Raw genomic sequence first — 22,041 nt, forward strand, 5'->3', positions numbered from 1 at the left:
CCCATTCTGCACTCAGTCACACGCCCCTGTTTTATCGACGCAAGAACAGCTCTGGCACAATTACGATTTCGAAGATTCGTACAACAAAGCTCAATGATGATCTCAAACCTAGGTCGTAAGCGAGATCAATCAGATGATTGTGCGCCTCCAATCTACATAACCGATCGAGGCGAGGGGCTGCGCTCGTCCTATCGTGAAAGCAATAATCTCTACGAGATCGAACAGGTGCTCGATGGGTACGGACTCCGAGTTGATGAGAGTGGTGTCTCCGCAGCGCCGACTGGCTGGCCGATTGCTGTGTCTTCTCCCCCTTCCTCCCGGCTCGGCGACATGCAGACCGCGTGCCGTTTGCCTAATTCCCGCAGCAGCCGCGTCGAGATCGCATCGTGGATCGCGACGCCCGGAACTCCCTGAACAAATCGGGATCTTCGAGCTTGCTTAGGAAAGTTCTGTTCGGGTATCGGCGGCGTCGATGAGGTGGGGGTCGTGCGCTGAGACGAGCACCGTGATCCCGTCGGAAGCAAGTTTCACCAGAAGCTTGATCACCCCGTCCGCGCTGGCTCGGTCGAGGCTTGCGGTCGGCTCATCCACCATGAGCACGCGCGGGCTCAGCAAGAGTGACCGGGCGAATGCGACGCGCTGCCGCTCACCGCCGCTCAGTTGCTGTGGGCGGTGCTTCGCTCGCGCACCGACGCCGAGGGTCTCGAGCAGATCCCTCGCTGTGGGGGCGAGCTCCTTCGTCCGTCTGGCGGGCACGGCGGGCAGCATCACGTTCTCGATTGCGCTGAGGCCCGGGATAAGCGTTCCGTTCTGGTCAAGGTACCCGACGAAGTCACGGCGCAGCGCGGTGATGCGGGCGTCGCTCAGCTTGGAAATGCTCTCGCCGTCCCAGCGCACCTCGCCCGCGGTCGGTGCAGCGAGCCCCGCCGCTACTCTCAGGATGCTCGTCTTGCCCGAGCCGCTTCGCCCGGCCAGGCAGTGCAACTCCCCCGGCGCGAGCGCCAGGTTGTAGTCGGTGACGATGTCCAGCGGATGCCCGTCTGCACTCTGGTAGCGAATCGTCACCCCGACCAACTCCACCACCGGCGCCGTCGCGGGCTTCACAGTTCTTGATGCCACTTCTGCTTCCAGCGTCATCGCTTCTCCCTCCAACTGGTAATCACGAGGATCACCGTCAACAGTCCTGCCGCGGCAAGCGCTATCGGTAGGGCGACACTCACCAGGTCGCTCGCGACCTCGCGCAGATACAACCACGCGAGTGCTCCGGCGATTGCGACCGCAGGAATCCCGATGATAAGCCCCTCGATCACTTGCACGGTTCGCACTTGTCCAGCACTCCAGCCCATGGCCCGCATCGTCGCCCACTGCTCACGGCGGCGCTCGAGGTCGATGCGCCGCGCGATCACCGAGAGCACGATGCCAGCGATGAGCGCGACCGCCCCGAGCACGAGCTGCGCGATAAAGGCCTGATCGACCGCGAACACGCCGAGCGCCGAGGCGCCTGCCGCCGCGCGCCCCTCGATGAGCGTCACTGTGACGGCAGCCGCTGCGACCGCGACGACGACGGTCGCGAGCAGCTGCACCACGGCATTCAGCCGGTGAACGGTCACCTGCCGGAGCGCAAGGCGCCAGGTGGAGGTCACCCACGCCTGCGCTTCCGCCATCCGGTGCCTCCGCTTGCCGCGTCGCAGCGGACGGATGCCGGAAGCGAGCGGCCTCACACCAAGCACGACCGCCAGCGTCGAGGTCGCCACGAGCGCGGCGACGGATCCCCCGACCGCGATGCTCACGGCGGAGCGCGAACTTGCCAGCAGAAGCGCGATCACCCCCGCAATGGCAATGATCGCGAGAGACACGAGTTCCTCGGCGGCCATCCAGCGCGCGATGCGCCGTCGTCGCCAGCCGATCGTGCGCATGACGGATGCCTGCGCACGTCGGCCCGGAACACCCGCGAGCTGCACGGCGGCGAGCAGGAGGGCCGCCGCGCCGAGGGCGACGGCGAGCACCGCAAAGCTCGTGTTCGAGACGGCGAGGTCGACGCGGGCTGCCGCACCGAGCTCCGACCACCGCTGAGTCACCGACCCGAGCGGTCCGACCTCCTGCTTCGCGTCCGGATCGGTGACACCGAAGGCGTAGTTGTCGACGTGCACCGTGACGTCGGTGGGCGAGGAACCCGACACGATCGTCGCGCTGAAGCCGAGCTTCTCGATAGCCTGGGCGACGTCGGCGACCTTCGCCACCGCATCCGCCGAGTAGGCGTCGATGCCCGCGACGCGCACGCGCACCGCGTTGATCGGCGCGTCCTGTCCCCAGGCTGCCGCCGACGCGATCGAGGCGATCGCCACGGTGTCCTGACTGACGAGTCCCAGCCCGGTGACGCTCGGCTTCATCTCGACCGCCTTGGTCGCTTCCGGCGAGGATCCGGAAATCAGGGTCGAGCCAACCGGCTCATAGGCACCGAGCGGAACCTTGCTCAGACCCGGCTGCAGGTCCGTGATCCCGTCGAGCGTAAACCCGCCGACTGCGACGGCCGGGGCATACCAGGTATCGGCGTTCGTGAGCTCCGAGACCAGGTGGAAGTCCAGCTTCGGCGAGAATACGCTTTCCCGACCCGGCACGGTGCCGTCCGGCAGTAGTGGTATCGGGTTCGGGAAACGGATCTCGTTGGCCCAGGGATCCAGGAACCCGGTGGCAGTCATTCCGACCTCGACGCCATCGGCAGTGGTGTTCTCGATGACGAAGTCCGGGGAGGCAACCGAACCTACGATGGAAAGCCCCAGGGCTTGCGCGACAACGGTGCCATGGACGCCCTTTGCGCTCGCCCCTGGCCAGGCGAGAACCACCGGCGTCGGCGAGGCGGGGTTGAGAAGCCGGGATGCGTCGACCTCGCTCGACCCTACGAGAGCCCCTGAATCGGGGGACCGGATGCTGTTGGGGAGGGTGTAGGGGAAAGACGAGCCGGGTTCGCTCTGAACGGAGTCGGTGGTCGGGCCGAAAGCCGATACCTCGATCGAGGCCTCCAGCGGTGCGGGGCCCACGTCACGCACGAGCATCGGGACGTAGGGAGGGGAATCGAAGCTGACTTGGCCAGTGGCCTGGGGATCCTTGTTGAGTCGCTCGAACTCCGCCCGCTCCTCAGGGGTGTTCGTATAACCCGTCGCGTTCTGCTCCTCCCTCATCCGGAGGAACCGTTCCGCATACTCGCTCTGTGACGATTCGGCCCAGTCGACAACGCCCTCCTCCGGCAGCGTGCCGTCCGCGGCGAGCTCGCTGAGTGGCGCGAGGAAGTCGCCCGCGTCCCTCAGCAACGCGCGTTCGGCATCCGGGTCGACGAGGGTGATGCGCGTCGACCGATTCGTGACGTTGGCGATATCGAACAGGATGTAGTCGCCCTCGATCGTGTCGGAGGTGCCCCAACTGGGGCCGGAGCCGGTGGGGTCTTCTGCGGTGACGATGTGCCGCCGATCCGCGTCGCCGCACGTCTTGGACAGGGCAGGATACGTTTTGGGCGTCACGCGGACGCCGTTGATCGTGCACGAGGTGGGCACCGGCCCAGGCTGCGGGCGTTCATCGAGGACGACGGACCGGCTGACCTGAGACAGGACCTTCTTGCCGACGCCGTCGTCGGTCCAGAACGTCGTCGTCACTCGGAAAACCTGCGGATGTACCTCCGCGTCGATGGCGCTCTTCGGGACGGCGATCTGCAGGGGACGGGGCGCGAAGGCGAGCACGTCCACTTCGCCGATGGGCGCAGCGACGTCGATGCCGGGAACCGTCCGGATGGCGGCGAGATCGTCGAGCGTGAGCGCCTTCTCGCCCGCCGAAAGCGTGTTCGGGGCGAGGAGTCCGGCCAAATCTCCCTGATTGCCGTTCGCCGTCACGAGAATGTCGTAGGCGCCTCGCCAGTTCGCATCGAGCAGGGACTGCAGGCGTTCGGCCGCCGTCGCGCTGATCCCGGCGGCAGCAAGGCTCACGAGCGCGAGAAGCGCGACCGCGACAAGTCTCGGCCTATCGCGTCCGACACGGCGAAGAGAGGAGGGTGTGACCGCCAATCAGTCCTCCTTTGGGTGAGCGGATGTCACAACTCTAATCAGGAGAGACCTCGGGACGAGAGCTTTCGACCACTATTGCGTCCCTAATGGCAGGACTGACGGGAAGGCTTCTCGAGACCAGCGCAACGGGACGCGAACCGTCGCCGCGCGTATGAACTCGGCGCATTGATAGTCGCGGAGTTCATTGACCGAGGCCCGATCGGTAGGTCCACGGATCGGCCGAGTTGCGTCGCATGCTCGCGTACGTCGCCTCCACACCGGAATGCGGCTGGGGCCGGACAAGGCGCGACCCGCGCAGTCCTCTGTGATCGAGTCACCGCGCAGTCAGCGTCACCCTGATGCACGTATACCTCGCGCGGAAACAGTCCACCCACGGGTGTGTTGTCTTCAGCAACATACTTATCGGCTCGTAATCCTTGGAATGCGAACCCTCATGTAGGCTCGGTTGCCCCAAACATCGCGCTGTCCACTCGGCAGGCCGCTCGGCGAAGTGCATCTGCGACTCTAGATTCGATAGCGTAATAGTGATCAAAACACGTCTTCATGAGCCCAAGGATCTCGTCTACATTTAAACGGATCTGATCGTCATCCAGGCTCTTAATCGCCTCCAAGAAGCGCTGCCCTTCGCGAGGTGATTCGAGCTTGATGTCCGCGACTTGGCCCGCTACAACTAAGTCGTAGTTACGTCTCCGCTCAACCGTCGAAAGATGCTGGGCATCCGCTCGAGGTGGATTTGATTTCATTTCGTCTGCGGTCGTGAGTCGCTCGAGTAGCTTTCGCTTTGCAGGCGACCGCGTAGCCACCCCTTCGACGTACTCGAGGAGGCCCTGGTGCGACATGCGTGCAAGGACACGGTAGAACTGCACGGGGAGAAAGCCTGTAGGTCCAGTGGCAGTCTGCCGAATGTACTGCTCCGGATTTCCAACGTTTTGTCGACCAAGGAAGTCATTCAGGACATCATCGCTGGAAAGCGCAGTGCGCACGATGCGCTCTGTCCCGATTGTGATTGCAGTGGCGGGCTGCAACTGCCCTACCAGCTTCAGAGTGGGTGCCCCGGCCACTTCGTCGAACTCACCCTCCTTGATGAACGAAATCTGATCGAGTAGTGCTTCATCGATCAGGACCTTTTGTCCGGTTGGCCCTTGCAGAAGGTTTTCCGAGAAGTCTAAGATCGCGGCGTTTGCGGCCCCGGCTCGAACAAGGGTTTCAATATGCCTCATCATCGCCCTTTGCTCCCGCAACTTGGCGTCATCCAAAAGGCGCTTCAACTCCGAGAACTTGATCCTCTGAGTACGGGAGTTGTATCTATATAAAATGTCTCCTTCGAGAAGGTTCGCGTTTTGTTGTTGGTAGTTCTTTTTGGCAACAAGTGGCTTGTCGTCGGATTCGAAGGTATAGATGGCACCCACTGTGAGGCCGTTCGGCAACTCAATCAAGCCAAGCGTCCAATGAATTTCCGGCGAAAAGAGGTCGTTAAGGTCCTCAGCCAGCTTCGCCTGATCAAGATTGTCGAAGTTAGACCTGGCTTTAGTCGTCAGACCGATCGCGGTGCGTGGGTTATCTTTGATCCCGAAAAATATGTAGCCGCCACGGGTGTTGGCGAAAGCAGCCATCGTGCGCGCGTAGAGACCGATTGAGCCCCAAGTGAAGGTCTCCTTGAACTCCTTTGTAGAACCTTCCCGCGTTAGTACGTGGAGAACGCCCTCGTTCTCCCTCGTCTTGACAAGGTTGGCTGTTGCCGAACCAGTAAAGGGATTCTCGCCTGCGCGCAATACATCGCCTCCCATATCGGAACTATTCCGCACTACGGTTCAAAGGTATTCCCCACTTGAGACACGCTGTGTAATGCGCGGCGGGGCAAGGACCCCAAGGGACGGCCTCCGTGAAGCGGTAGCCGACTTGTGGTTGGTGTCGCCGCCAGCTCGGGGCTAACGCATTAGCGTGACAGGGATCTCGACCTGCTGATCTTGCCCATTCACAAGACTGAAAGCCAGAATCGTGCCCACCTCGACCAGCCCGAGGCCGGCGTCGCGGTAGTGCACGATGATCGACTCGTCCGTCACTGTGACCGCACTCTGGTGGTAGTTCGCTTGAGTAGCGCTGGCGTTGTCGAACACGTGCGCGGTGATCTCGTCGTGGAACCGGACACCGAACCGCTTCCCACCGTTGCCGTCTGGCCCGTAGTAGTACACCCCGTATCCGAAGTACTCCACGTTTGGTGCCACCACCGGTTCTCCGAGACCCCACGTGACGGTCACGCTATCGCGCGATTCTTCGACGAGCACGGATGTGACGCGGCGAGGCAACAGATCATCAGTCATCCTCACACCCTAGAACTCTCGACTCCATGATGTCGCCGACAGGCATGCGAGTCGCCGACAGGCATGCGAGTCGCGAACACATTAGGTAGCCCCGCTCACAACACGCCGAATGTCGTCATCCTCGCCTACGGATGTACTCGCGCACCTGGTGAGCATGAGTTCTCCACAGTCTCAGACCGATTCCCCTCGTCGGGGCTTCCTCCGATCGAGCATGTTCCCTGGCGGCGTGCGCATCGCAGGCCAGGACGGTGGAATCATGCCCAACCGAGAAGCGCTCGACGACGCCTTGCAACGGGTCGGGCTCGCCTGCCTGATGTGGCACCCGGCGACCGGTGTTGACGAGCCGGGCTACGAGCTTGTCACCGATGTCGATTGGTGCCTTGAACCCGTCCGCGACCTCACGAAGGAGGAACGGAGCAGCTTGCGAGTAGCGATCGGTCGAGCAATCACCGATCCGACCGGCTATAGGCAAGACCTGTTCGACATATTACTTAGGCTCGCTCCCGATTCCGAGTAGTCATGCCCCAGGATCCGGTGTTCTCGTCCGACACACCGCCCGAGCACGACGCCGAGAACCTCTCGGCGGTGACGACGTAGCTGGCCCGCGTGATCGCCTCGTTTGCGTGCCCGAGGAGCCGGGAGGCGAGTGTGATGCCGGCAACCGCCTCCACGAGGGTCGCTGCCGTACGGCGGAAGATGTGAGACGAGAACTGGTCGACCGCAATCCCTGCCTCGCCCAGTGCCTGCTGGTTGTCGTTCACGAAGGTGCGCAGGAGCCGCTCGTAGTTGCTGACGCTGTACGGCCGGCCGTTCTGGGTGGCGAACAGATAGCTGCCCCGACCCTTCTCGGCGGCAGCGAGCCGCCTTCGTATTGCGGCGGCGGCGAAGCTGGGCAGTGCGACCCGTCGTGTCTGCCGTTCTCGTTTCGGGGATGCTTTGCGACTGAGGCCGTTCTGTCGGGTCTGGGTCAATGTTCCGTTGATGAGCACGGTCGGTGGGTTCGTCGTCACGTCTACGTCCATGCGGCGCAGCGCGACGGTTTCCCCGATTCGTGCGCTGGTGCCGATCATGATGTCCATGCCGTCTTCGAGCTTGGCCACATCGGGACGCGGTCCGCCGGGCGTGCCGTCGGCTCGCCACGCATGGATCAGCTGCCGCACGACAGCGATTTGCTCGGGCGTCAGATAGGACTTCTTCTTGGGACTGTTCGGGAGTTTCTGGATGTCGCGGATCGGGTTGGTGGCGAGTGCGCCTTGCCGGACTGCCGAGCCGCAGACTTGGCTGAGGACGCCGCGGAGCTTGCGGGCGGCTGACGCCGATCGGGCGTCCAGGACCTTGCGCACGATCCGGTCGCACCGGCCGACGGTGAGTTCTTCGAGCCGGAGAGCGCCGCAGGTTGGCACGACGATGAGCCTGACCGTGTCCTCGTAGGCCTCAACACTGGACATTTCGATCCGGCCCGCGGCGCGGACCTCGGCCAGCCACACCGAGCAGGCTTGGGCGACTGTCGTGTCGGCAGACAGCTCGTCCGACGCCCCGGTGCTTAGCTCGGCGGCGCGCCGCCGCACGTTGGCGATCGCTTCCGCCTCGGTGGCGCCGGTCGCCTGCGGGTGGTGGGGTGCTCCGGCATCGTCTCTCATGTGCAGTCGTGCGCGGATGCGCCCGTTGGCGAGGGTGGTCAGTTGGATCGATCCCAGTTCCCCGGCCCGGGTGCGCGGCCTAGGCATGAGTCTCCAGAGCCTCGAACCAGCGCATGACGGCATCCAGTTCGTAGCGGACGTGCTTGCCCAGTTTTCGGTAGGGCGGCCCGGATTTGGTCAGTCGCCAGTCCTCGAGGGTGCGTGGCGATATCTGGAGAAGTTTCCCGACTTCGTTCTGGGTCAAGATCCTGGGTAGCGGCGGAGCCGTGTTCTCGTCCATACCGGGGAGGTGCGCGCCGTGATCACGGAAATTACCGTAGCGGCCGGTACTCGGCGGTACTCGTCGCTGCACGGCTGGCAGGAACGGCCGATCAGAAGGCGGCCCGGATTTGGTCAGGCGCCAGTCCTCGAGGGTCCGTGGCGATATCTGGAGAAGGTTCCCCACTTCGTTCTGGGTCAAGATCCTGGGAGGCGCGGGAGCGCCGGCTCTTGGTCGATTTCACGCTGACTCCACCGCCCCTGGAATCCGTCCTGAAACAACTCACGAATAGCCGCGAGCGTCGCCCTCGGCTGAGTGTGTCGGCGTGATGAACACCGAGAGTAGTTTCGTGACCTGATCGTTCGTCTGCTTCCAGCGCTCGAAGGCGTCGAGAGGCGGGACGAAGCGCTCAACGAACCAACTCCCGACCAACCGGGTCGTCTCGATGACGTACATACAGTACTCCATGAGCGTCTTGTCGTCGCGTTGCAGCCCGCCCTTCTCGAAGTCGAAGAAGTTCGCCGTCGCCCACGCCTGACCATGTGCCGCAGCCGAGAGGCCCGAGTACACCACACGCGCTTCTGGGTAAATTGCACCGAGCATTCCCGTCGCGAGCGAAGTGGGCCCCAACTTCTCCAACTTGAGGTTGTGAGCGGTCATCCATCCACGAAGGCCATCGCGATACGCGTCAACCGGATGCGTCGCCTCGATCTCCAGCGGCAGTCGCCGAAGTCGTGCACCGAGGCGTTCGGGATAGTCCATGTCGAAATCCTCAATTGATGCATGCCGCGCGAACAGCTCCGCCGGTGTGTCCGCCTTCAGGAGGTAATAGACGCGTCCGTACGCTTCGATCGCCCCGCGCGTCACCGTTGCCAGGGGAACGGACAGTGCGCGCGAAGAGCGGGCCAACTCAAACAGCGCGAACCCGTGCTCGCGAGCCGCGTCCGCCGTACGACCAAGAGTTGCCCGCGCACTCACGAACGGCAGATTGCCGTCCCAAGCCGGTGACGCGTTCAGGACCGCCGACTCCATCGACAACACCCATTCAGAAGGCAAAGCCCACGGAGACAGACACTCGCAACTCAGCGCTGCCGCGACTTTGAGCACGCGCAAAAGGCCGGCAGTGAGCTCGCGCCTGTCCCGCTCGAGCATCGTGAGCACGCTCATCTTCCCTTCGCGCTTGAGCGATCTATCAGTGACACGCATTGACTGGTAACCACTCGATTCATTCACTTTACGTGGCGCGGCGGTCTGGCCATCGGAAGCCTGCGGGAAGGCGACAATCTTCGTACCGACGTCCACCCTCCCACGAGGCTCGCGACGCGATCCTGGCCGAGGGAGCCGCCCCGTTGAACTCGACCTGAGTACGGCATCCCGGCTGTCGTAGGCACGGGGAACGTTACGGCGCTGTTGCACACAGGCCAAATTGTCTCCGTCGACGGCGGGCCGGGACTGTGCTGCCGCTCGAAACCCGCTGAGGCGGGATTTCCGGCCGAATAGCCCCGGGCTTGCGGTTATCGGTGTTTCTCCACCGCCTGGACGAGCTGCTCCACCGTGGGGAGCCGCGAAATCCGGCCATCGGTGTAGTACACCCGGCAGGCGATGTCTGTGGTTCGGCCGCCAGTTGGGAACGCGTCCGCGCCGTCGATGAGGATGGTCGGGGAACCGGCGAACCACACCGCCGCCGCCTCGTCGCTTGTGGTGAGTAAGCGGTAGCCGACCGTCACCTCGCGTGCGCCGACGGTGTCCAGCGCAACGCGAAGGCGCCGGCCGGCTTCTTCCCAATTCGGGCAGTCCTCGATGTGTACCACTTCAGTCTTCATGCGGCGGTTCATCCTCGCCGGCGAGCATCCCGACCGGGGTCGCGCACGTGTCGCCATTCCACGCCTCGATGCCCTCGCGGATCGCCAGAACCCCGATCACCAGCGCCGCGACCGAGTCGGCCCATGCCCAGCCGAACAGACCGTTCACAACGAGTCCGACCAGTACTGCCGCCGAGAGGTAGGTGCAGATCAAGGTCTGCTTGGAATCGGCGACGGCGCTGGCCGAGCCGAGCTCCCGGCCCGTGCGACGCTCAAACCACGACAGGAACGGCATCACCACGACACTCAGCGCGGTGATCACGATGCCCGGCACACTGTGCTCGACATGGATCACCCCGGTAAGAGACAGGACAGCGTTCACGGCGACGTAGGCGGCCAGGGCAAAGAACGCGAAAGCAATAACCCGCAGGGTGGCCTTCTCGTACTGTTCCGGGTCTTTGCGCGAGAACTGCCATGCGACTGCCGCCGCCGAGAGCACCTCCACCAGCGAATCCAGGCCGAACCCGATCAATGCCACCGAGGACGCGGCCGCACCGGCGGCGATCGAAACCACGGCCTCAATCAGGTTGTAGCCGATCGTGACGGCGACGACCCAGCGGATGCGCCCGCGCAGAATCGCCTTACGTTCCGGCGAGAGCGCACGCACGACGGCGGCACTCGCCGCACTTATCTCACTCACCGGGCGACCCACAGCACCCCGGGACCGAGCAGTCCGGGTCCAGACACTCGGCCGACTCGTCCACCGCCAACACCACCCCGACGAGATCCGTCAAAGCCCGCGTCAGATGCGGGTCGGCGATCTCATAACGGGCCTGCCGCCCTTCCGGCTCCGCCACGACAATGCCGCAATCCCGCAGACAGGCCAAGTGATTCGACACGTTCTGCCTCGTCAGCCCCAGCTCCTCGGCTAACACGGCCGGATAGGACGGACCGTCGAGCAGAGTCATCAAGATGCGCGAGCGCGTGGAATCGGCCATCGCCCGGCCCAGGCGATGCATCACATCCAAACGAGTCGTTACAGTCAGCATCGTGCAATAGTACAGCCTAAGCTGTACCGATTGTTAGATCGGCAACTGTATGGCGCCCATGATGGCTTGTAGTTGATACATCCAGGCGGTCCACGCCCCGGTCACCATGAGTAGCCCGATGGTGATGAGGAGTGCGCCACCGAAGATATTGATAGCCCGGATGTGCCGGCGAAGGAACCCTAGAATTCCGGTCATCCAGTTGAATCCCAGGGCAATGAGTAAGAACGGGATTCCGAGTCCGAGGCAGTAGAACGCGGTGAGCAGCGCACCCCGTGCCGCAGATTGGCTCGACAGGCTCAGGGAGAGGACGGCGGCCAACGTTGGCCCCATGCACGGCGTCCAGCCCAAACCGAACACGACGCCCAACAATGGGGCGCCGGCAAGCCCCGTCGCCGGGCGCGCGGTCAGTTTCACCGTCTTCTGGAGCCCGGAGAATGCGCCAACGAACGCCAGTCCCATCACGATGACGAGGATCCCCATAATCCTGATGACGAGGTCTTGCCAGCGGACCAACCACCAGCCGAGTGCACCGAACACGGTGCCGTAGGCCACGAAGATGACGGAGAACCCGAGAATGAACAGGGCCACACCTGTGACAAGTCTCCGGCGGCCCTTGCGCTGACCCGGGGAGGCGATCCCGCCGACGTAGGCGAGGTAGCCGGGTACTAGTGGGAGCACGCAGGGGGAAGCGAATGAGACGAGGCCGGCCAAGATCACGACCGGCAGCGCAAGCAGGAGTTGCCCGCTGAATACGATTTCTGCGAACGAATCACCCACCAGGCACTGGCTCCGCCGGCCGCATTCTCAAGGCCGTCATGATGACGGAGCCTTTTCCGCGAGCACTGTGGTGATCAGGGATCGCAACACCGAGGCATCTGGAATCCGGCCGAGGATACGCGATGCGACGCGGCCCTGTTTGTCGAGAACGAGCGTTGTCGGTACGGCACTGGGAGCCACGACACCTGTGAACGCGAGTTGCATGGTCCCGTCGTCCCCGTCAATTGCGGAAGGGTAGGTAATCCCAAATGTTCGCTCGAACGCTCGGGCCGTAGCGGGCTGGTCCCGCACATTTACCCCGAGGAAATCGACGCCCTCGGGGGCGAAGTCCTCGTAGATCTTCTGCAGGTCTCGCGCCTCGGCACGGCAGGGAGGACACCCCGCGTACCAGAAGTTGAGAACAAGAACCTTGCCCTCGTAGTCATGTGAGGCCACGGCCGAACCGTCTTCCACGGCGCTGGCGAACTGTACCGGAGGCTCGCGTTCGGCCGGCGCGAACTCGACAACGCGTCCATCACCGGCGATGTAGTTCTGCGATGTGCCGCTCCGATACTGCTTCGCTAATGGATCATTCGAGCACCCCGACAACACAACCCCCAGCGTGAGAACGAGTACGCAAACGACGAACCGCACCCCCACCTTCTGTCTCATGAGGCAGAAGCCGGCCGCGACCAGGGTGCGAGAGCTTTGTGTGAGTTCCCGTTTGTCGGTGTCGCCACCGGACGGAATCGACGCAACCTCAGGCTGTTACTGACCACGAAGGCTGAGGAAAATGCCATTGCCGCCCCGGCCAGCAGCGGATTGAGCAGCCCGAGCATCGCCAGAGGAATCGCCGCGACGTTGTAGGCGAAGGCCCAGAACAGGTTGCCCTTAATCGTCGCGAGTGTGTGCCTGGACAGCCGGATCGCGTCAACGGCCGCCATGAGCGTGCTCCGCACCAGGGTAAGGTCGCTGGCCTCGATCGCGACATCGGTGCCGCTCCCCATGGCAATCCCGAGGTCCGCGGTGGCCAACGCGATGGCGTCGTTCACACCGTCGCCGACCATCGCCACAACGCAGCCCTGCTCCTGAAGGTTCCGAATGAGATCGGCCTTCTGAGCCGGGAGGACGCCGGCGACCACCTCGTCGATACCAATCTCGGCGGCCACAGCGCGCGCGACGGTCTCGTTGTCGCCGGTGAGGAGGATCGGTCGCAGTCCAAGGCCCCGCAGCTGCCGGATGGCCTCGACGCTGTCAGCCTTGACCAGATCCGAGACGCTCAACAAACCCCGAATCTCGCCATCCCAGGCGACGGCCACCGTGGTTCTACCTGCTTCCTCCAGCCGGGTTCGCGCCCGGTCGAGTTCGGCGGGCAGCGGAAGCTGCCACTGCTCGGCCATCCAGCGAGGGCGTCCGACGAGCACGAGGTGCCCGTCGACGACGGCCTGCACGCCGAGACCCTGCTGAGAAGAGAAGGAACCTGCTGGCGGCAGCGCACCCACGCTCACGCGAGCGCCAGTGACGATGGCAGCGGCGATCGGATGTTCCGAGCCGGCCTCGGCTGCACCGGCGAAACCCAGCAACCGCTCGTTGGTCGCGCTGGCCACCGGGACAATGTCCACGAGAGTCATCCGTCCTTCGGTAACGGTTCCGGTCTTATCCAGCACGATCGTGTCGACGCGGCGGGTCGACTCGAGAATCTGCGGTCCCTTGATAAGGATGCCCAATTGTGCGCCGCGCCCGGTACCGACCAATAGCGCCATAGGGGTAGCCAGCCCCATGGCGCACGGGCAGGCAATGATGAGGGTCGCCACCGCGGCGGTGAACGCCGCCTCCGCTCCGCCGCCGAGGATGAGCCACCCGGCAAGGGTGAGCAGCGAGAGCCCGATGACGACGGGGACGAAGAGAGCGGAGATGCGATCGGCAAGTCGTTGCACGTCCGCCTTGCCGGCTTGTGCCTGTTCGACCAGGCGCCCCATCTGCGCGATCTGGGTGTCGGCGCCCACTCGGGTAGCGCGCACCATCAGTCGTCCGCCGGAGTTCAGCGTCGCCCCGACGACCGGATCTCCGGGGCCCACCTCCACCGGCTGGGTCTCTCCGGTGAGCATGCTCGCATCCACGGCCGACACGCCCTCGACCACTTCGCCGTCCGTGGCGATGCTCTGGCCGGGTCGGACGACGAACACATCGCCAACCACAAGGGACGCCGTGGGGATTCGCGTTTCGACGCCGTCGCGCACAACGGCGACGTCTTTCGCTCCCAAATCCAGCAACGCCGTCAACGCCGCGCCGGACCTTCTCTTCGCCCGCACCTCGAAATAGCGCCCGGCGAGCAGGAACACGGTGATCGCCGCGGCAACCTCCAGGTAGATATGACTTGCACCACCGCCGGGTGTTGCTATCCACGAGAACGTCATCCGGGTCCCCAGGACCCCGGCCGTACCGAAGAACAGGGCATACAGCGACCAGCCGAACGCGGCCAGCACCCCGACGCTGATCAGCGTGTCCATGGTCGCCGCGCCGTGGCGCAGGTTGATCCACGCAGCGCGGTGGAACGGCCAGGCGCCCCACACCGCCACCGGAGCCGCCAAGGTCAGAGCAAACCACTGCCAGTTGGCGAACTGAAGCACCGGGATCATCGACATTGCCACCACCGGCACGGCAAAGGCGGCGGAGAGAACCAGTCGCAGGCGCAGCCTGCCCGCTTCGCCACTGCTATCGGAGTCCTTGTGGTCTTGCTCCGCCGCGGTTTCCGGGTGGGACAGGCGCGCGGTGTAGCCGGTGGCCTTTATCGTCGCGATCGCGGCATCGACCGTGACCGTCACGGGAATAAGGATGCTGGCCTTCTCGGTGGCGTAGTTCACGCTCGCCTGCACCCCGGGCATCCGATTGAGCTTCTTCTCGATCCTGGCCGCACAAGACGTGCAGGTCATGCCGTCGACCAAAAGTTCAACCTGCTGGGTGCTCATCGCAGCGCCACCAATTCGTAGCCGGCCTCATCGATCGCTGCCGCCAACTCGCCCGCGTCAAGCGGACCTGTACTCGTTACTGTCACCATGGAGATGTTGCCGGGAACCAACTGGACGCGGACATCGTCCACTCCAGTCACCCTTCCGACTTCCTGCTTCACGCTGGCGACGCAGTGGTCACAGGTCATGCCGGCGACCCCATAAGTTGTGATGATTCGCTCAGAACTCGTGTCCATGGCTACTCCTTCGGATTTGGGCGGAATGGAGGATCCGCCGTGAAGCTTTGCGTGGCCGCCGCACGAAGTCATCCTGCATCGGCCAAGGCATGCGGGTATATCAAGGTGCGGGTAATGAGATGGTTAGGTGCCGTGATGGTTTCTCGGAGAATCGTCCCGTTGGGACTGAGGGTGAGCTCGTCGATAGCGTTCTCGGCCGGGTAGGAGATGGCGATACGGCGGTTCCCATCGACGTCCGGCAGACGTACGATCGCGGGGACTTTGCCGCTGGCGAAAAAGGAGCGGCGGATGAAGTCGGCTCCACTCATCGGGAAGGTCATGAGTGTGCCCATCCCCCGTCGAGTGTCGCTGGTGACACGTTCGTGCAGCACCACCGCCGGGGCGGCTGTGGTCGCGGCGATGGCCTCGCTTAAGAGGCTCCCCGCCTCAGTGGGAGGCCAGGCTATTGTCAGACCCGCCTTTTCAGCATGGGAGCCGCTGGCGGTCGGCGATAAGGTCAGCTGGCTCGATCCTTCTTTCCAGTTCACCGGTGTAAAGAAGCAGCCCACCCCACAACTCCGAAACGAGATCTGCCGAGTGGCGCCGGACGGTGTGGCCAGCGCGCCGCTCAGCGTGAACGTTGTGGTGAGAGTCTGCCCCGCGCGATCGGTGATTTCGGGTGCATCCATGTGGACGACGAGTTGACCGGCGCTGGCTTGCGCATTCACTTGTACCTCGCCGGCGAGAGCGGCCGCCGGCACGACGGGTCCGGATGCGGGTGGCGGAAATGCGAGGCTCGCGTCGGCGCTGGCCGGTGGCGGAACCAGCGTGAGCGTCGCCGATAACGCGAGGATCCCCACCAGCACCACCGCCTCCAGCCGGGCCGGCCGCCGGATCCGCCCGGGCGCGGCATTGCGGCGCAGATGTCGCCTGGCCGCCAATGCTAGGGATGCCGCCACAATAACCAGCGCGATCTTGATCAGCAGGACACGGCCGTAGTCGGTGGTGGTGACTTCGTCGAGCGGCACCAGCAGTAGGGCGGCGCCGAGTCCTGTGGCGGTGACGGCGACCACTATCCAGATCGCCGGTCGGGCGTAGGCGCCGATCGCGGCACGCGCGAGGCCTGCCTCATGTCGCCAGGCGAACGCCGTGCGCAAGATATAGACCAGTGTGCCCACCCACAACGCTGCCGCCCCCAGATGGAACACCGTCAGCGGCACGCCGATGAGCGGGTTGGCGATTCCCGGATGAGCGCGCAACGCCTCGAGCACAATGACTACGACCAGGGGCGGCCAGGACCACTCCGGGTGATGCGCCAACGCTGCCGCCGCCCCGAGGGCGAAGGAAATCGCCCCTCCCACGGCCAGTACCCCCGGCCAGCTGGACACCAGGGCCGAGAATTCCGGATGGGTGAGGACGCCGGTGAAAGTACCATTGCCCAACAACAGGAGGGCCAGTCCCAGGGAGGCGGTCAACCCCAGTAGTGCGGTCCACGGCAGCCACGCACGCGGGTGCGGAGGCGCCGTGGTCATGCGCCGGAGCAGCCACTTGCCGGCACGTTCGCCCAGCGCCAGGGAAAGGGCGGCAAACAATATGCCGCGAAGAATGCCGGTCTGCCAGGCTCCCGGAGCGTCGGTTGCCTGACCGCCACTGAGCGAGGCGGCTGTCGGCCCGACGGCGAACCGGTAACTGCCGCCGATGATGTCGCCGTCATCCGCCGTGACCTGCCAGACCACTGTGTAGATTCCGTGCCCAGCACTGCGCTCGACCGGGACTTCCACCGCGCTTCCATCATGGGTGAGCACTGCAGTGCCAACTTCAACGGTCCCTTGCGGGCCGGTCACCGTTACCGGCAGCGCGTGGATCGTGACCGGTTCGTCGAACAGCAGCGTTATGGCCTTGGGAGCGGCGGTCACGGTGGAGTCGAAGGCGGGACTGGCGAAGAGCAAGTTGGCGTGCGCGGAAGCCGGAGCCGCACCGCCGATCAGGGACGCCGCGACCATACCGAGGGTCAGGAGGAATAGGCCAACGATTCGGGGAACGGCGCCCCGTACCCCGAGTTGCGAGGCGAAGGGATGGCCCGTTGTCATGCACGCGGGTTCGAGGTGATCGAAACTGCAGGCTGGCCGGCGTGTACCCGTTGCAATTTCCGGAGGTCGTCCTTGGCCGATCGGATCTCCTCTTCGATGCTCCGCTCGGCGCAGCAACTGGCGTTGAGCATCGGTCGCAGGCAGAAGAACCAGGTCAGCGCTGCTGCGGCGGCAGTGCCTCCCAGTGCGATCAGGATCGTCATGCTGACAGGTTCTTCGCGGCTGCCGGGGCGGGGTGCCGCTCGGTGAACGGCGTCGGCTGCGCTCGGAGGGCTTCGACCTGCGCCCGCAGGTCGGCCAGTTCCTTCTCCTGGGCCGGGGTGCCTGTTTGGGGTTTGCCATGGCCGCGCATCATGAACCACATCATCAGGCCCATGCCGACCGGGCAGGCCAGCGCGGGCAGGATGTAGAGGAGTTGTTCCATGAGTTATCCTTTCGGGATTTCACTTCGTTGGGGTGAGGCGGGTCAGGTCGCGGCGCAGCGCCCGCCGCGACAGTCGACCGTGCGCGATCAGGTGGCCGTCGGTTAGCAGGCCCGGAGCGAACAGCAGCTGGTGTTGGGTTGCTAGGCGTCGGCCGCGGTCGCTGCCGAGGTCCACCTCCTCGACCGTGAGTGGGAACTCCTCGGCGAGTTCGGTGAGCAGGCGCTTGCCATCGCTGCACCAAGCGCAGTCGTGCTGAGTCAGCAGGGTCAGGGCGATCATGGTTTGGCTCCGTGCTGCAGGTCGGCCAGTAGCTGGTCGACCGGGACGAACATGGTGTAGTTCGGCGCCCCGCCGTAGTCTGCGCGCCAGGTGATCCTGCCATCCGGGTCGACCAGGATGAAGCTGTGGCCGTCGCGACTGGTGCCCATCATGCCGTACTGGTTCGCCTCATACTTCTGCGAGACAGCCAGGTCGGGGTCGGAGAGCACCGGGGTGGTCAAGCCCATGTCGCCGGTCTTTTGGGCGATGAGGTTGGCCGGATCGGAGGTAATCGACACGATGGCGTCGATCCCGGCCGCCTGAACTTTCGTGGCATCCGCTTCCAGGCTGGTGATCTGGTCCCAGCAGGGCTGGCAGGATAAGCCTTCTTGGAAGTAGAGCAGGACTGTTTTGCCGTGGTAGTCCGCCAGTGATACCTGCTTGCCGGTGGTGTCCGCCAGGGTGAAGGCCGGTGCCGTTTGGCCGGGGCCGGGCTGCCCGACCGCGTAGGTGGTGCCGGAGGCGGATGGTGTCGATGAAGCTGACGTGGAGAAAATGGCGTACAAGCCGACGACGACCCCAATGACGACGACCGCACCCAGCACCCAGAAGAGGGTGCGCTGCCGGGTGCTGGGCTTGGTGCGGGAGTTCGCAGGCCGGATGGTAGTGCGACTCATGAGTGGCTTTTTTCTCCTATGCGGGGTTCCGGGGTAGGCGGCTGCGGCGTGCAGCATTCAGATCGAGTGTCGGGGACCAGGTCGGCGTCCTCAGCCGTCTGCGGACGATCGAGGTGGCGACGCGCCTGCCACACGGCATACGCGACACCAAGGATCAGGACGACGGCGATGACCCAGCCGGGGATCCAGGCCAGGGCAGCGGTGGCTACCGCGGCGCCGTGCTGCAGGTCGGCGGTCAACTGCACCAGCGGGCCGTCGGATTCCATGCCGGGCCCTAATGCGGCCTGAACATAGGTCAGTGCTGCCATGCCGATGAGTAAGAACGCCCCGGCTGCCGTGCCCAGTGCCATCGTGCGCCGGAATTGTCCCAGCCGCAGAGTCACCTGTCGGCCGTGTAGCCATTTGCTTGAACCCCACTCCTTGCGATCCCACACCAGGGCGAGTGCCGCCAGCGGGGCGACCATCCCGGCCACGTAGGTTAACGACACGGTCAAGGCGGCGGGGAAGGAGGCGGTTGCGCCGGAGAGTATTGCCACCCCGGCAAGCACCGGGACGCAGCAGGAACTTGCCGCGCCGGAGAACACTCCCAAACCGTATGCCGCGCCGAAGCCATGCCCTGTGGGGGCTCGCCCCAGCATGGGCAGCCGGGGCTTCCAGCCGAGCAGCATCGCGATCCCGCCGACGAGCATCGCCGTTGCCCCGATCGAGAACACGAGCGTGTGCTGGCCGGAGACCAACGCGACTAGGGCGGTAGCTCCCAGGCCAATGGGCACGATAATCGTCGCGACACCGACGGCGAAAACCAGGGTCGCCGCGAGGATGCCGGCGCGGTGCCGGAAACCGGTGGCCAGGTAGGCTGGCAGCATCACCGAGACGCAGCACGGGGCGAGCAGCGCAACCAGGCCGCCCAGAAAAGCTGCCAACAGAGTCCCGCCAAACAACAGCTGCTCCATTTTCGCCTTTCACTCCGGTTGCCGCTACGCGATTACTAATCTCCTAAGTAGCTTAGTTTCATCGGCTCGCCGTTGTCCAGCCGGCCAGCATCGGGCGTTATCGGGAAGCGCTGTATGCCGGGCTTTCCGTGTGCGGGCACAAGTTTTGCTGGGTCGCGGCGGCAGCTGGACCGCCCAGCACGAACACAGGGAGGGCAAGCAGTGCAACCACTGCCACCGAGGTGAGGAGAGAGCGGATCCTGCCCAGGGGATGCTGAGGAGGTAGGAGCCTGCGAACCCGGGCGGCCGTGCCGCTCCCCGCCGCGGCCATGGCCGAGGAAGGAACTGGATGCGGTGTGGCTCCTGTGACAATGCTCAGGAGAGCTCCCGCCACGGTCAGTCGATCAGTGCGCGCGGCTGCAGCATCGTCGGCGCGCAACTCCACTAGCCGCGCCGTCTCGGACGCCGCGACCCGGAACAGCCTGACGGCGGGGAACGCTGCCGCCAGGGCGGAGGACAGCGTGATCGCGAGGTCGTGCCGCTCGCGGAGATGGGCCCGTTCATGAGCCAGAACGGCCTCAAGCTGACCGTCATCGAGGGAGCGCAATGCCGCGGTAGTGACGACGGTGCGGCGGCGGCGGCCCGGGAGGCAATACACCGCCGATTCCTCGCAGTCCAAAACCACCATGTCACCGACGCGGCGACCGACGACGTCCAAGACTCGTCGATGCCGGGTGCGTTCGCGCACCATCCGAAGCGTCCCGGCCGCGAGACTCCATAGCGTGCGGCCGATGACGGCCAAGGCGAGCACCGCGCCAGTTGCGCCGACCGCGACTCCCCCGGGCGAGGCGTACTGCTCGCGCAACGCCATCACGCACGCTCGCAGTAACGCGGCGACGTCTCCGCTGATCTGAGGTAAGGGGATGGTTACGGCGGCGCCGGCCATTGTCACCGACGCCAGAACGGTGACCGTGAGCGCCTGCCAGGCGGCGATGGCCAGGCGGGGCGCCCGTTCAACCCATGACGCTCGACGCAGCAGCGGAGCGACAACGGCCGCCAGAACGATGGCATATCCCAGCAGGAGCAGCGCGACCCTCACTGCTCGGCGCTCCGCTTCCGGGCGGCGCTCAGCAGGCGATGGAGTTCCTCCGCCTCATCCGGATGGATGCCTTCAACGAAACCGACCAGGGCGGCGGCGCGGTCGTCGGACAACGAGAGGGCCTCCCGCACCAGACCGGCCACATAATCTTCCTGGCTGGCGGCGGCGGAATACCGGAACGCCCGGCCGTCGCGCTCCTTGGTCAACCAGCCCTTCCGGTGCAGAATCTCCGTCACGGTCTGCACGGTGGTATAGGCCGCAGAGCGATCCAACCGTTCCAGAATCTCGCGCACCGATACGGGTGTGCCGACCCGCCACACCTCCGCCATGATGGCGCTTTCCAAATCGCCGAACTTCGGCATCTACTCTCCCGCCGTGGAAACCGTGCCTACCTGTAGCCATACTAGAAGACCTTCGGAGTATTGCACCTAATCAACTTAGTAGATTAGGTTTAAGCCAATTCTGAATGAGAGAAAGACCTCCGAATGGCGCGAAACCGCACAAAGCACCCCTTGAGCGAAAGGACCGCGTCAGGGAACCCACCCACCGAAACCCTTTCGCTCAAGCAGCAGCGCGCGAGGCGCACCGCCGAAAAGGTCGAAAAGTTCAAGCGGCAGCGTGCCCGCGATGCACGCAAGCGACGACTCACGATCATCGGAAGCACGATTGTGGCGGTAGCCGTCGTTGCCGTGCTGATCGCCGCCGTTGTTTCGGCCGCTCCGAAGGCGCCGCCCGCGGCAATTGACGGCATTCAGACCTTCACGAATCTGGCCCGCGACCACGTTTCCGGGCCGGTCGACTATCCGCAGACACCGCCGGTCGGCGGACCCCACGCCGCGGTCCCCCTCAACTGCGCCGTCTACGACAAGCCAGTCCCCAACGAAAACGCGGTGCACTCCCTCGAGCATGGATCTGTCTGGGTGACGTACGATGCCTCCACTATCACCGGCGCTGATTTGGCATTGCTGCAGAAGGACATCCCGAGCACCTATGCGATCCTCTCCCCTTATGAAGGGCTGCCCGCCCCGATCGTCGCTTCCGCCTGGGGCGTCCAGCTCCAAGTGAAAAAGGCGGACGATCCCCGAATCGCCGAATTCATCGCAAAATACCGACTCGCTAAATCGGCACCCGAACCGGGCGGGCCCTGCACCGGTGGCATCGACGGACCGGGGAAGGTGTCCTAATGTACAACCCACAAACGTCGGGATCGAGGAACAAATCGTGATGGGATACGGATACGGATATTCAGGCATGGCGTGGATGTGGCCATGGATGCTCATCGGAGCGTTGCTGTCACTGGCGGTCGTGGCCGCACTTGTGGTGCTGATCGTCTGGATTGCGCGCGGCGGCCGCTTCAATGCGCAGTTCCCCGCTGGCGCTGGCAATGCCCGGCAGATCCTCGACGAACGATACGCACGCGGGGACATTGACGAGGACGACTACCGGAAACGACGCGACGGATTGCAGTAAGCGAACTCCCCTTAGGGGCGGCGCAGC

The 22,041-nt window shown here is 64.4% G+C and carries 26 protein-coding genes; 4 read left to right on the forward strand and 22 right to left on the reverse strand.

The window, feature by feature from the left end:
* Positions 1 to 438 precede the first annotated feature (438 nt).
* The 4 genes from ABFX56_RS01790 to ABFX56_RS01805 all read right to left on the reverse strand — a co-directional run bounded on the left by ABFX56_RS01790 (position 439) and on the right by ABFX56_RS01805 (position 6,373).
* Positions 439 to 1,137: an ABC transporter ATP-binding protein gene (locus ABFX56_RS01790; protein ID WP_346231564.1), complete on the reverse strand. Its 699-nt coding sequence runs from the start codon at positions 1,135 to 1,137 to the stop codon at positions 439 to 441.
* Positions 1,134 to 4,052, reverse strand: a complete 2,919-nt coding sequence (locus tag ABFX56_RS01795; RefSeq protein WP_346231565.1) for an FtsX-like permease family protein — start codon at positions 4,050 to 4,052, stop codon at positions 1,134 to 1,136. Before ABFX56_RS01795 ends, ABFX56_RS01790 begins: the two co-directional genes overlap by 4 nt.
* A 431-nt stretch (positions 4,053 to 4,483) precedes the next feature.
* Positions 4,484 to 5,839 carry an ATP-binding protein gene (locus tag ABFX56_RS01800; protein ID WP_346231566.1) on the reverse strand — a complete coding sequence of 452 codons (1,356 nt, stop codon included), beginning with the start codon at positions 5,837 to 5,839 and terminating at the stop codon, positions 4,484 to 4,486.
* 141 nt (positions 5,840 to 5,980) lie between these two features.
* Positions 5,981 to 6,373 (reverse strand): hypothetical protein, encoded by a 393-nt coding sequence (locus ABFX56_RS01805; RefSeq protein ID WP_346231567.1) that lies wholly within the window; start codon positions 6,371 to 6,373, stop codon positions 5,981 to 5,983.
* 226 nt (positions 6,374 to 6,599) lie between these two features.
* On the opposite strand from ABFX56_RS01805, the gene ABFX56_RS01810 reads away from it, so the two are divergent.
* On the forward strand, positions 6,600 to 6,890 hold the full coding sequence (locus ABFX56_RS01810) for a hypothetical protein (RefSeq protein ID WP_346231568.1): 291 nt from the start codon (positions 6,600 to 6,602) through the stop codon (positions 6,888 to 6,890).
* On the opposite strand, the gene ABFX56_RS01815 is transcribed toward ABFX56_RS01810, so the two are convergent.
* From ABFX56_RS01815 to ABFX56_RS01825, 3 genes are all read right to left on the reverse strand, one after another.
* Positions 6,865 to 8,100 (reverse strand): tyrosine-type recombinase/integrase, encoded by a 1,236-nt coding sequence (locus ABFX56_RS01815; protein ID WP_346231569.1) that lies wholly within the window; start codon positions 8,098 to 8,100, stop codon positions 6,865 to 6,867. The two genes, ABFX56_RS01810 and ABFX56_RS01815, sit on opposite strands and share 26 nt — an antisense overlap.
* Positions 8,093 to 8,293 carry a helix-turn-helix transcriptional regulator gene (locus tag ABFX56_RS01820; RefSeq protein ID WP_346231570.1) on the reverse strand — a complete coding sequence of 67 codons (201 nt, stop codon included), beginning with the start codon at positions 8,291 to 8,293 and terminating at the stop codon, positions 8,093 to 8,095. Before ABFX56_RS01820 ends, ABFX56_RS01815 begins: the two co-directional genes overlap by 8 nt.
* A 261-nt stretch (positions 8,294 to 8,554) precedes the next feature.
* Complete coding sequence (locus ABFX56_RS01825) at positions 8,555 to 9,574, reverse strand: hypothetical protein (protein WP_346231571.1); 1,020 nt, start codon at positions 9,572 to 9,574, stop codon at positions 8,555 to 8,557.
* A gap of 69 nt (positions 9,575 to 9,643) precedes the next feature.
* Between ABFX56_RS01825 and ABFX56_RS01830 the strand changes: the two genes are divergently transcribed.
* The gene (locus ABFX56_RS01830; protein WP_346233119.1) at positions 9,644 to 9,772 is read left to right on the forward strand and encodes a hypothetical protein; all 129 of its coding nucleotides are present in this window, start codon (positions 9,644 to 9,646) and stop codon (positions 9,770 to 9,772) included.
* A 14-nt stretch (positions 9,773 to 9,786) separates the two neighbouring features.
* Here ABFX56_RS01830 and ABFX56_RS01835 read toward each other — a convergent pair whose 3' ends face one another.
* The 15 genes from ABFX56_RS01835 to ABFX56_RS01905 all read right to left on the reverse strand — a co-directional run bounded on the left by ABFX56_RS01835 (position 9,787) and on the right by ABFX56_RS01905 (position 20,906).
* On the reverse strand, positions 9,787 to 10,095 hold the full coding sequence (locus ABFX56_RS01835; RefSeq protein WP_346231572.1) for a hypothetical protein: 309 nt from the start codon (positions 10,093 to 10,095) through the stop codon (positions 9,787 to 9,789).
* On the reverse strand, positions 10,085 to 10,774 hold the full coding sequence (locus tag ABFX56_RS01840; protein ID WP_346231573.1) for a cation efflux transmembrane domain-containing protein: 690 nt from the start codon (positions 10,772 to 10,774) through the stop codon (positions 10,085 to 10,087). The genes ABFX56_RS01835 and ABFX56_RS01840 overlap by 11 nt, the downstream gene beginning before the upstream one ends.
* Positions 10,767 to 11,123 (reverse strand): Cd(II)/Pb(II)-sensing metalloregulatory transcriptional regulator CmtR, encoded by a 357-nt coding sequence (gene cmtR, locus ABFX56_RS01845; protein ID WP_346231574.1) that lies wholly within the window; start codon positions 11,121 to 11,123, stop codon positions 10,767 to 10,769. Before cmtR ends, ABFX56_RS01840 begins: the two co-directional genes overlap by 8 nt.
* 33 nt (positions 11,124 to 11,156) lie before the next feature.
* Positions 11,157 to 11,900 carry a cytochrome c biogenesis CcdA family protein gene (locus tag ABFX56_RS01850; protein WP_346231575.1) on the reverse strand — a complete coding sequence of 248 codons (744 nt, stop codon included), beginning with the start codon at positions 11,898 to 11,900 and terminating at the stop codon, positions 11,157 to 11,159.
* A gap of 36 nt (positions 11,901 to 11,936) precedes the next feature.
* Positions 11,937 to 12,551, reverse strand: a complete 615-nt coding sequence (locus tag ABFX56_RS01855) for a TlpA family protein disulfide reductase (protein ID WP_346231576.1) — start codon at positions 12,549 to 12,551, stop codon at positions 11,937 to 11,939.
* Complete coding sequence (locus ABFX56_RS01860) at positions 12,548 to 14,848, reverse strand: heavy metal translocating P-type ATPase (protein ID WP_346231577.1); 2,301 nt, start codon at positions 14,846 to 14,848, stop codon at positions 12,548 to 12,550. Before ABFX56_RS01860 ends, ABFX56_RS01855 begins: the two co-directional genes overlap by 4 nt.
* Positions 14,845 to 15,084 carry a heavy-metal-associated domain-containing protein gene (locus ABFX56_RS01865; RefSeq protein ID WP_346231578.1) on the reverse strand — a complete coding sequence of 80 codons (240 nt, stop codon included), beginning with the start codon at positions 15,082 to 15,084 and terminating at the stop codon, positions 14,845 to 14,847. The genes ABFX56_RS01860 and ABFX56_RS01865 overlap by 4 nt, the downstream gene beginning before the upstream one ends.
* A gap of 68 nt (positions 15,085 to 15,152) precedes the next feature.
* Entirely contained in the window at positions 15,153 to 17,153 is a 2,001-nt protein-coding gene (locus ABFX56_RS01870; RefSeq protein WP_346231579.1) for a copper resistance CopC/CopD family protein, read from the reverse strand.
* Positions 17,150 to 17,356, reverse strand: a complete 207-nt coding sequence (locus ABFX56_RS01875) for a hypothetical protein (protein ID WP_346231580.1) — start codon at positions 17,354 to 17,356, stop codon at positions 17,150 to 17,152. Before ABFX56_RS01875 ends, ABFX56_RS01870 begins: the two co-directional genes overlap by 4 nt.
* Positions 17,353 to 17,577 carry a hypothetical protein gene (locus tag ABFX56_RS01880; protein WP_346231581.1) on the reverse strand — a complete coding sequence of 75 codons (225 nt, stop codon included), beginning with the start codon at positions 17,575 to 17,577 and terminating at the stop codon, positions 17,353 to 17,355. The genes ABFX56_RS01875 and ABFX56_RS01880 overlap by 4 nt, the downstream gene beginning before the upstream one ends.
* A gap of 19 nt (positions 17,578 to 17,596) precedes the next feature.
* Complete coding sequence (locus ABFX56_RS01885; RefSeq protein ID WP_346231582.1) at positions 17,597 to 17,857, reverse strand: hypothetical protein; 261 nt, start codon at positions 17,855 to 17,857, stop codon at positions 17,597 to 17,599.
* The gene (locus ABFX56_RS01890; protein WP_346231583.1) at positions 17,854 to 18,513 is read right to left on the reverse strand and encodes a peroxiredoxin family protein; all 660 of its coding nucleotides are present in this window, start codon (positions 18,511 to 18,513) and stop codon (positions 17,854 to 17,856) included. Before ABFX56_RS01890 ends, ABFX56_RS01885 begins: the two co-directional genes overlap by 4 nt.
* Positions 18,510 to 19,466 (reverse strand): cytochrome c biogenesis CcdA family protein, encoded by a 957-nt coding sequence (locus ABFX56_RS01895; RefSeq protein WP_346231584.1) that lies wholly within the window; start codon positions 19,464 to 19,466, stop codon positions 18,510 to 18,512. The genes ABFX56_RS01890 and ABFX56_RS01895 overlap by 4 nt, the downstream gene beginning before the upstream one ends.
* Positions 19,467 to 19,563: 97 nt before the next feature.
* Entirely contained in the window at positions 19,564 to 20,544 is a 981-nt protein-coding gene (locus tag ABFX56_RS01900) for a M56 family metallopeptidase (protein ID WP_346231585.1), read from the reverse strand.
* Positions 20,541 to 20,906, reverse strand: a complete 366-nt coding sequence (locus tag ABFX56_RS01905) for a BlaI/MecI/CopY family transcriptional regulator (protein WP_346231586.1) — start codon at positions 20,904 to 20,906, stop codon at positions 20,541 to 20,543. Before ABFX56_RS01905 ends, ABFX56_RS01900 begins: the two co-directional genes overlap by 4 nt.
* A 123-nt stretch (positions 20,907 to 21,029) precedes the next feature.
* Here ABFX56_RS01905 and ABFX56_RS01910 point away from each other — a divergent pair, with 123 nt between their 5' ends.
* Complete coding sequence (locus ABFX56_RS01910) at positions 21,030 to 21,728, forward strand: thioredoxin-like domain-containing protein (protein ID WP_346231587.1); 699 nt, start codon at positions 21,030 to 21,032, stop codon at positions 21,726 to 21,728.
* Positions 21,729 to 21,768: 40 nt separating this feature from the next.
* Positions 21,769 to 22,014: an SHOCT domain-containing protein gene (locus ABFX56_RS01915; protein ID WP_346233120.1), complete on the forward strand. Its 246-nt coding sequence runs from the start codon at positions 21,769 to 21,771 to the stop codon at positions 22,012 to 22,014.
* Positions 22,015 to 22,041 lie beyond the last annotated feature (27 nt).

Origin of the sequence: Parafrigoribacterium mesophilum, from assembly GCF_039652555.1 — a bacterium.
GTDB lineage: Bacteria > Actinomycetota > Actinomycetes > Actinomycetales > Microbacteriaceae > Parafrigoribacterium > Parafrigoribacterium mesophilum.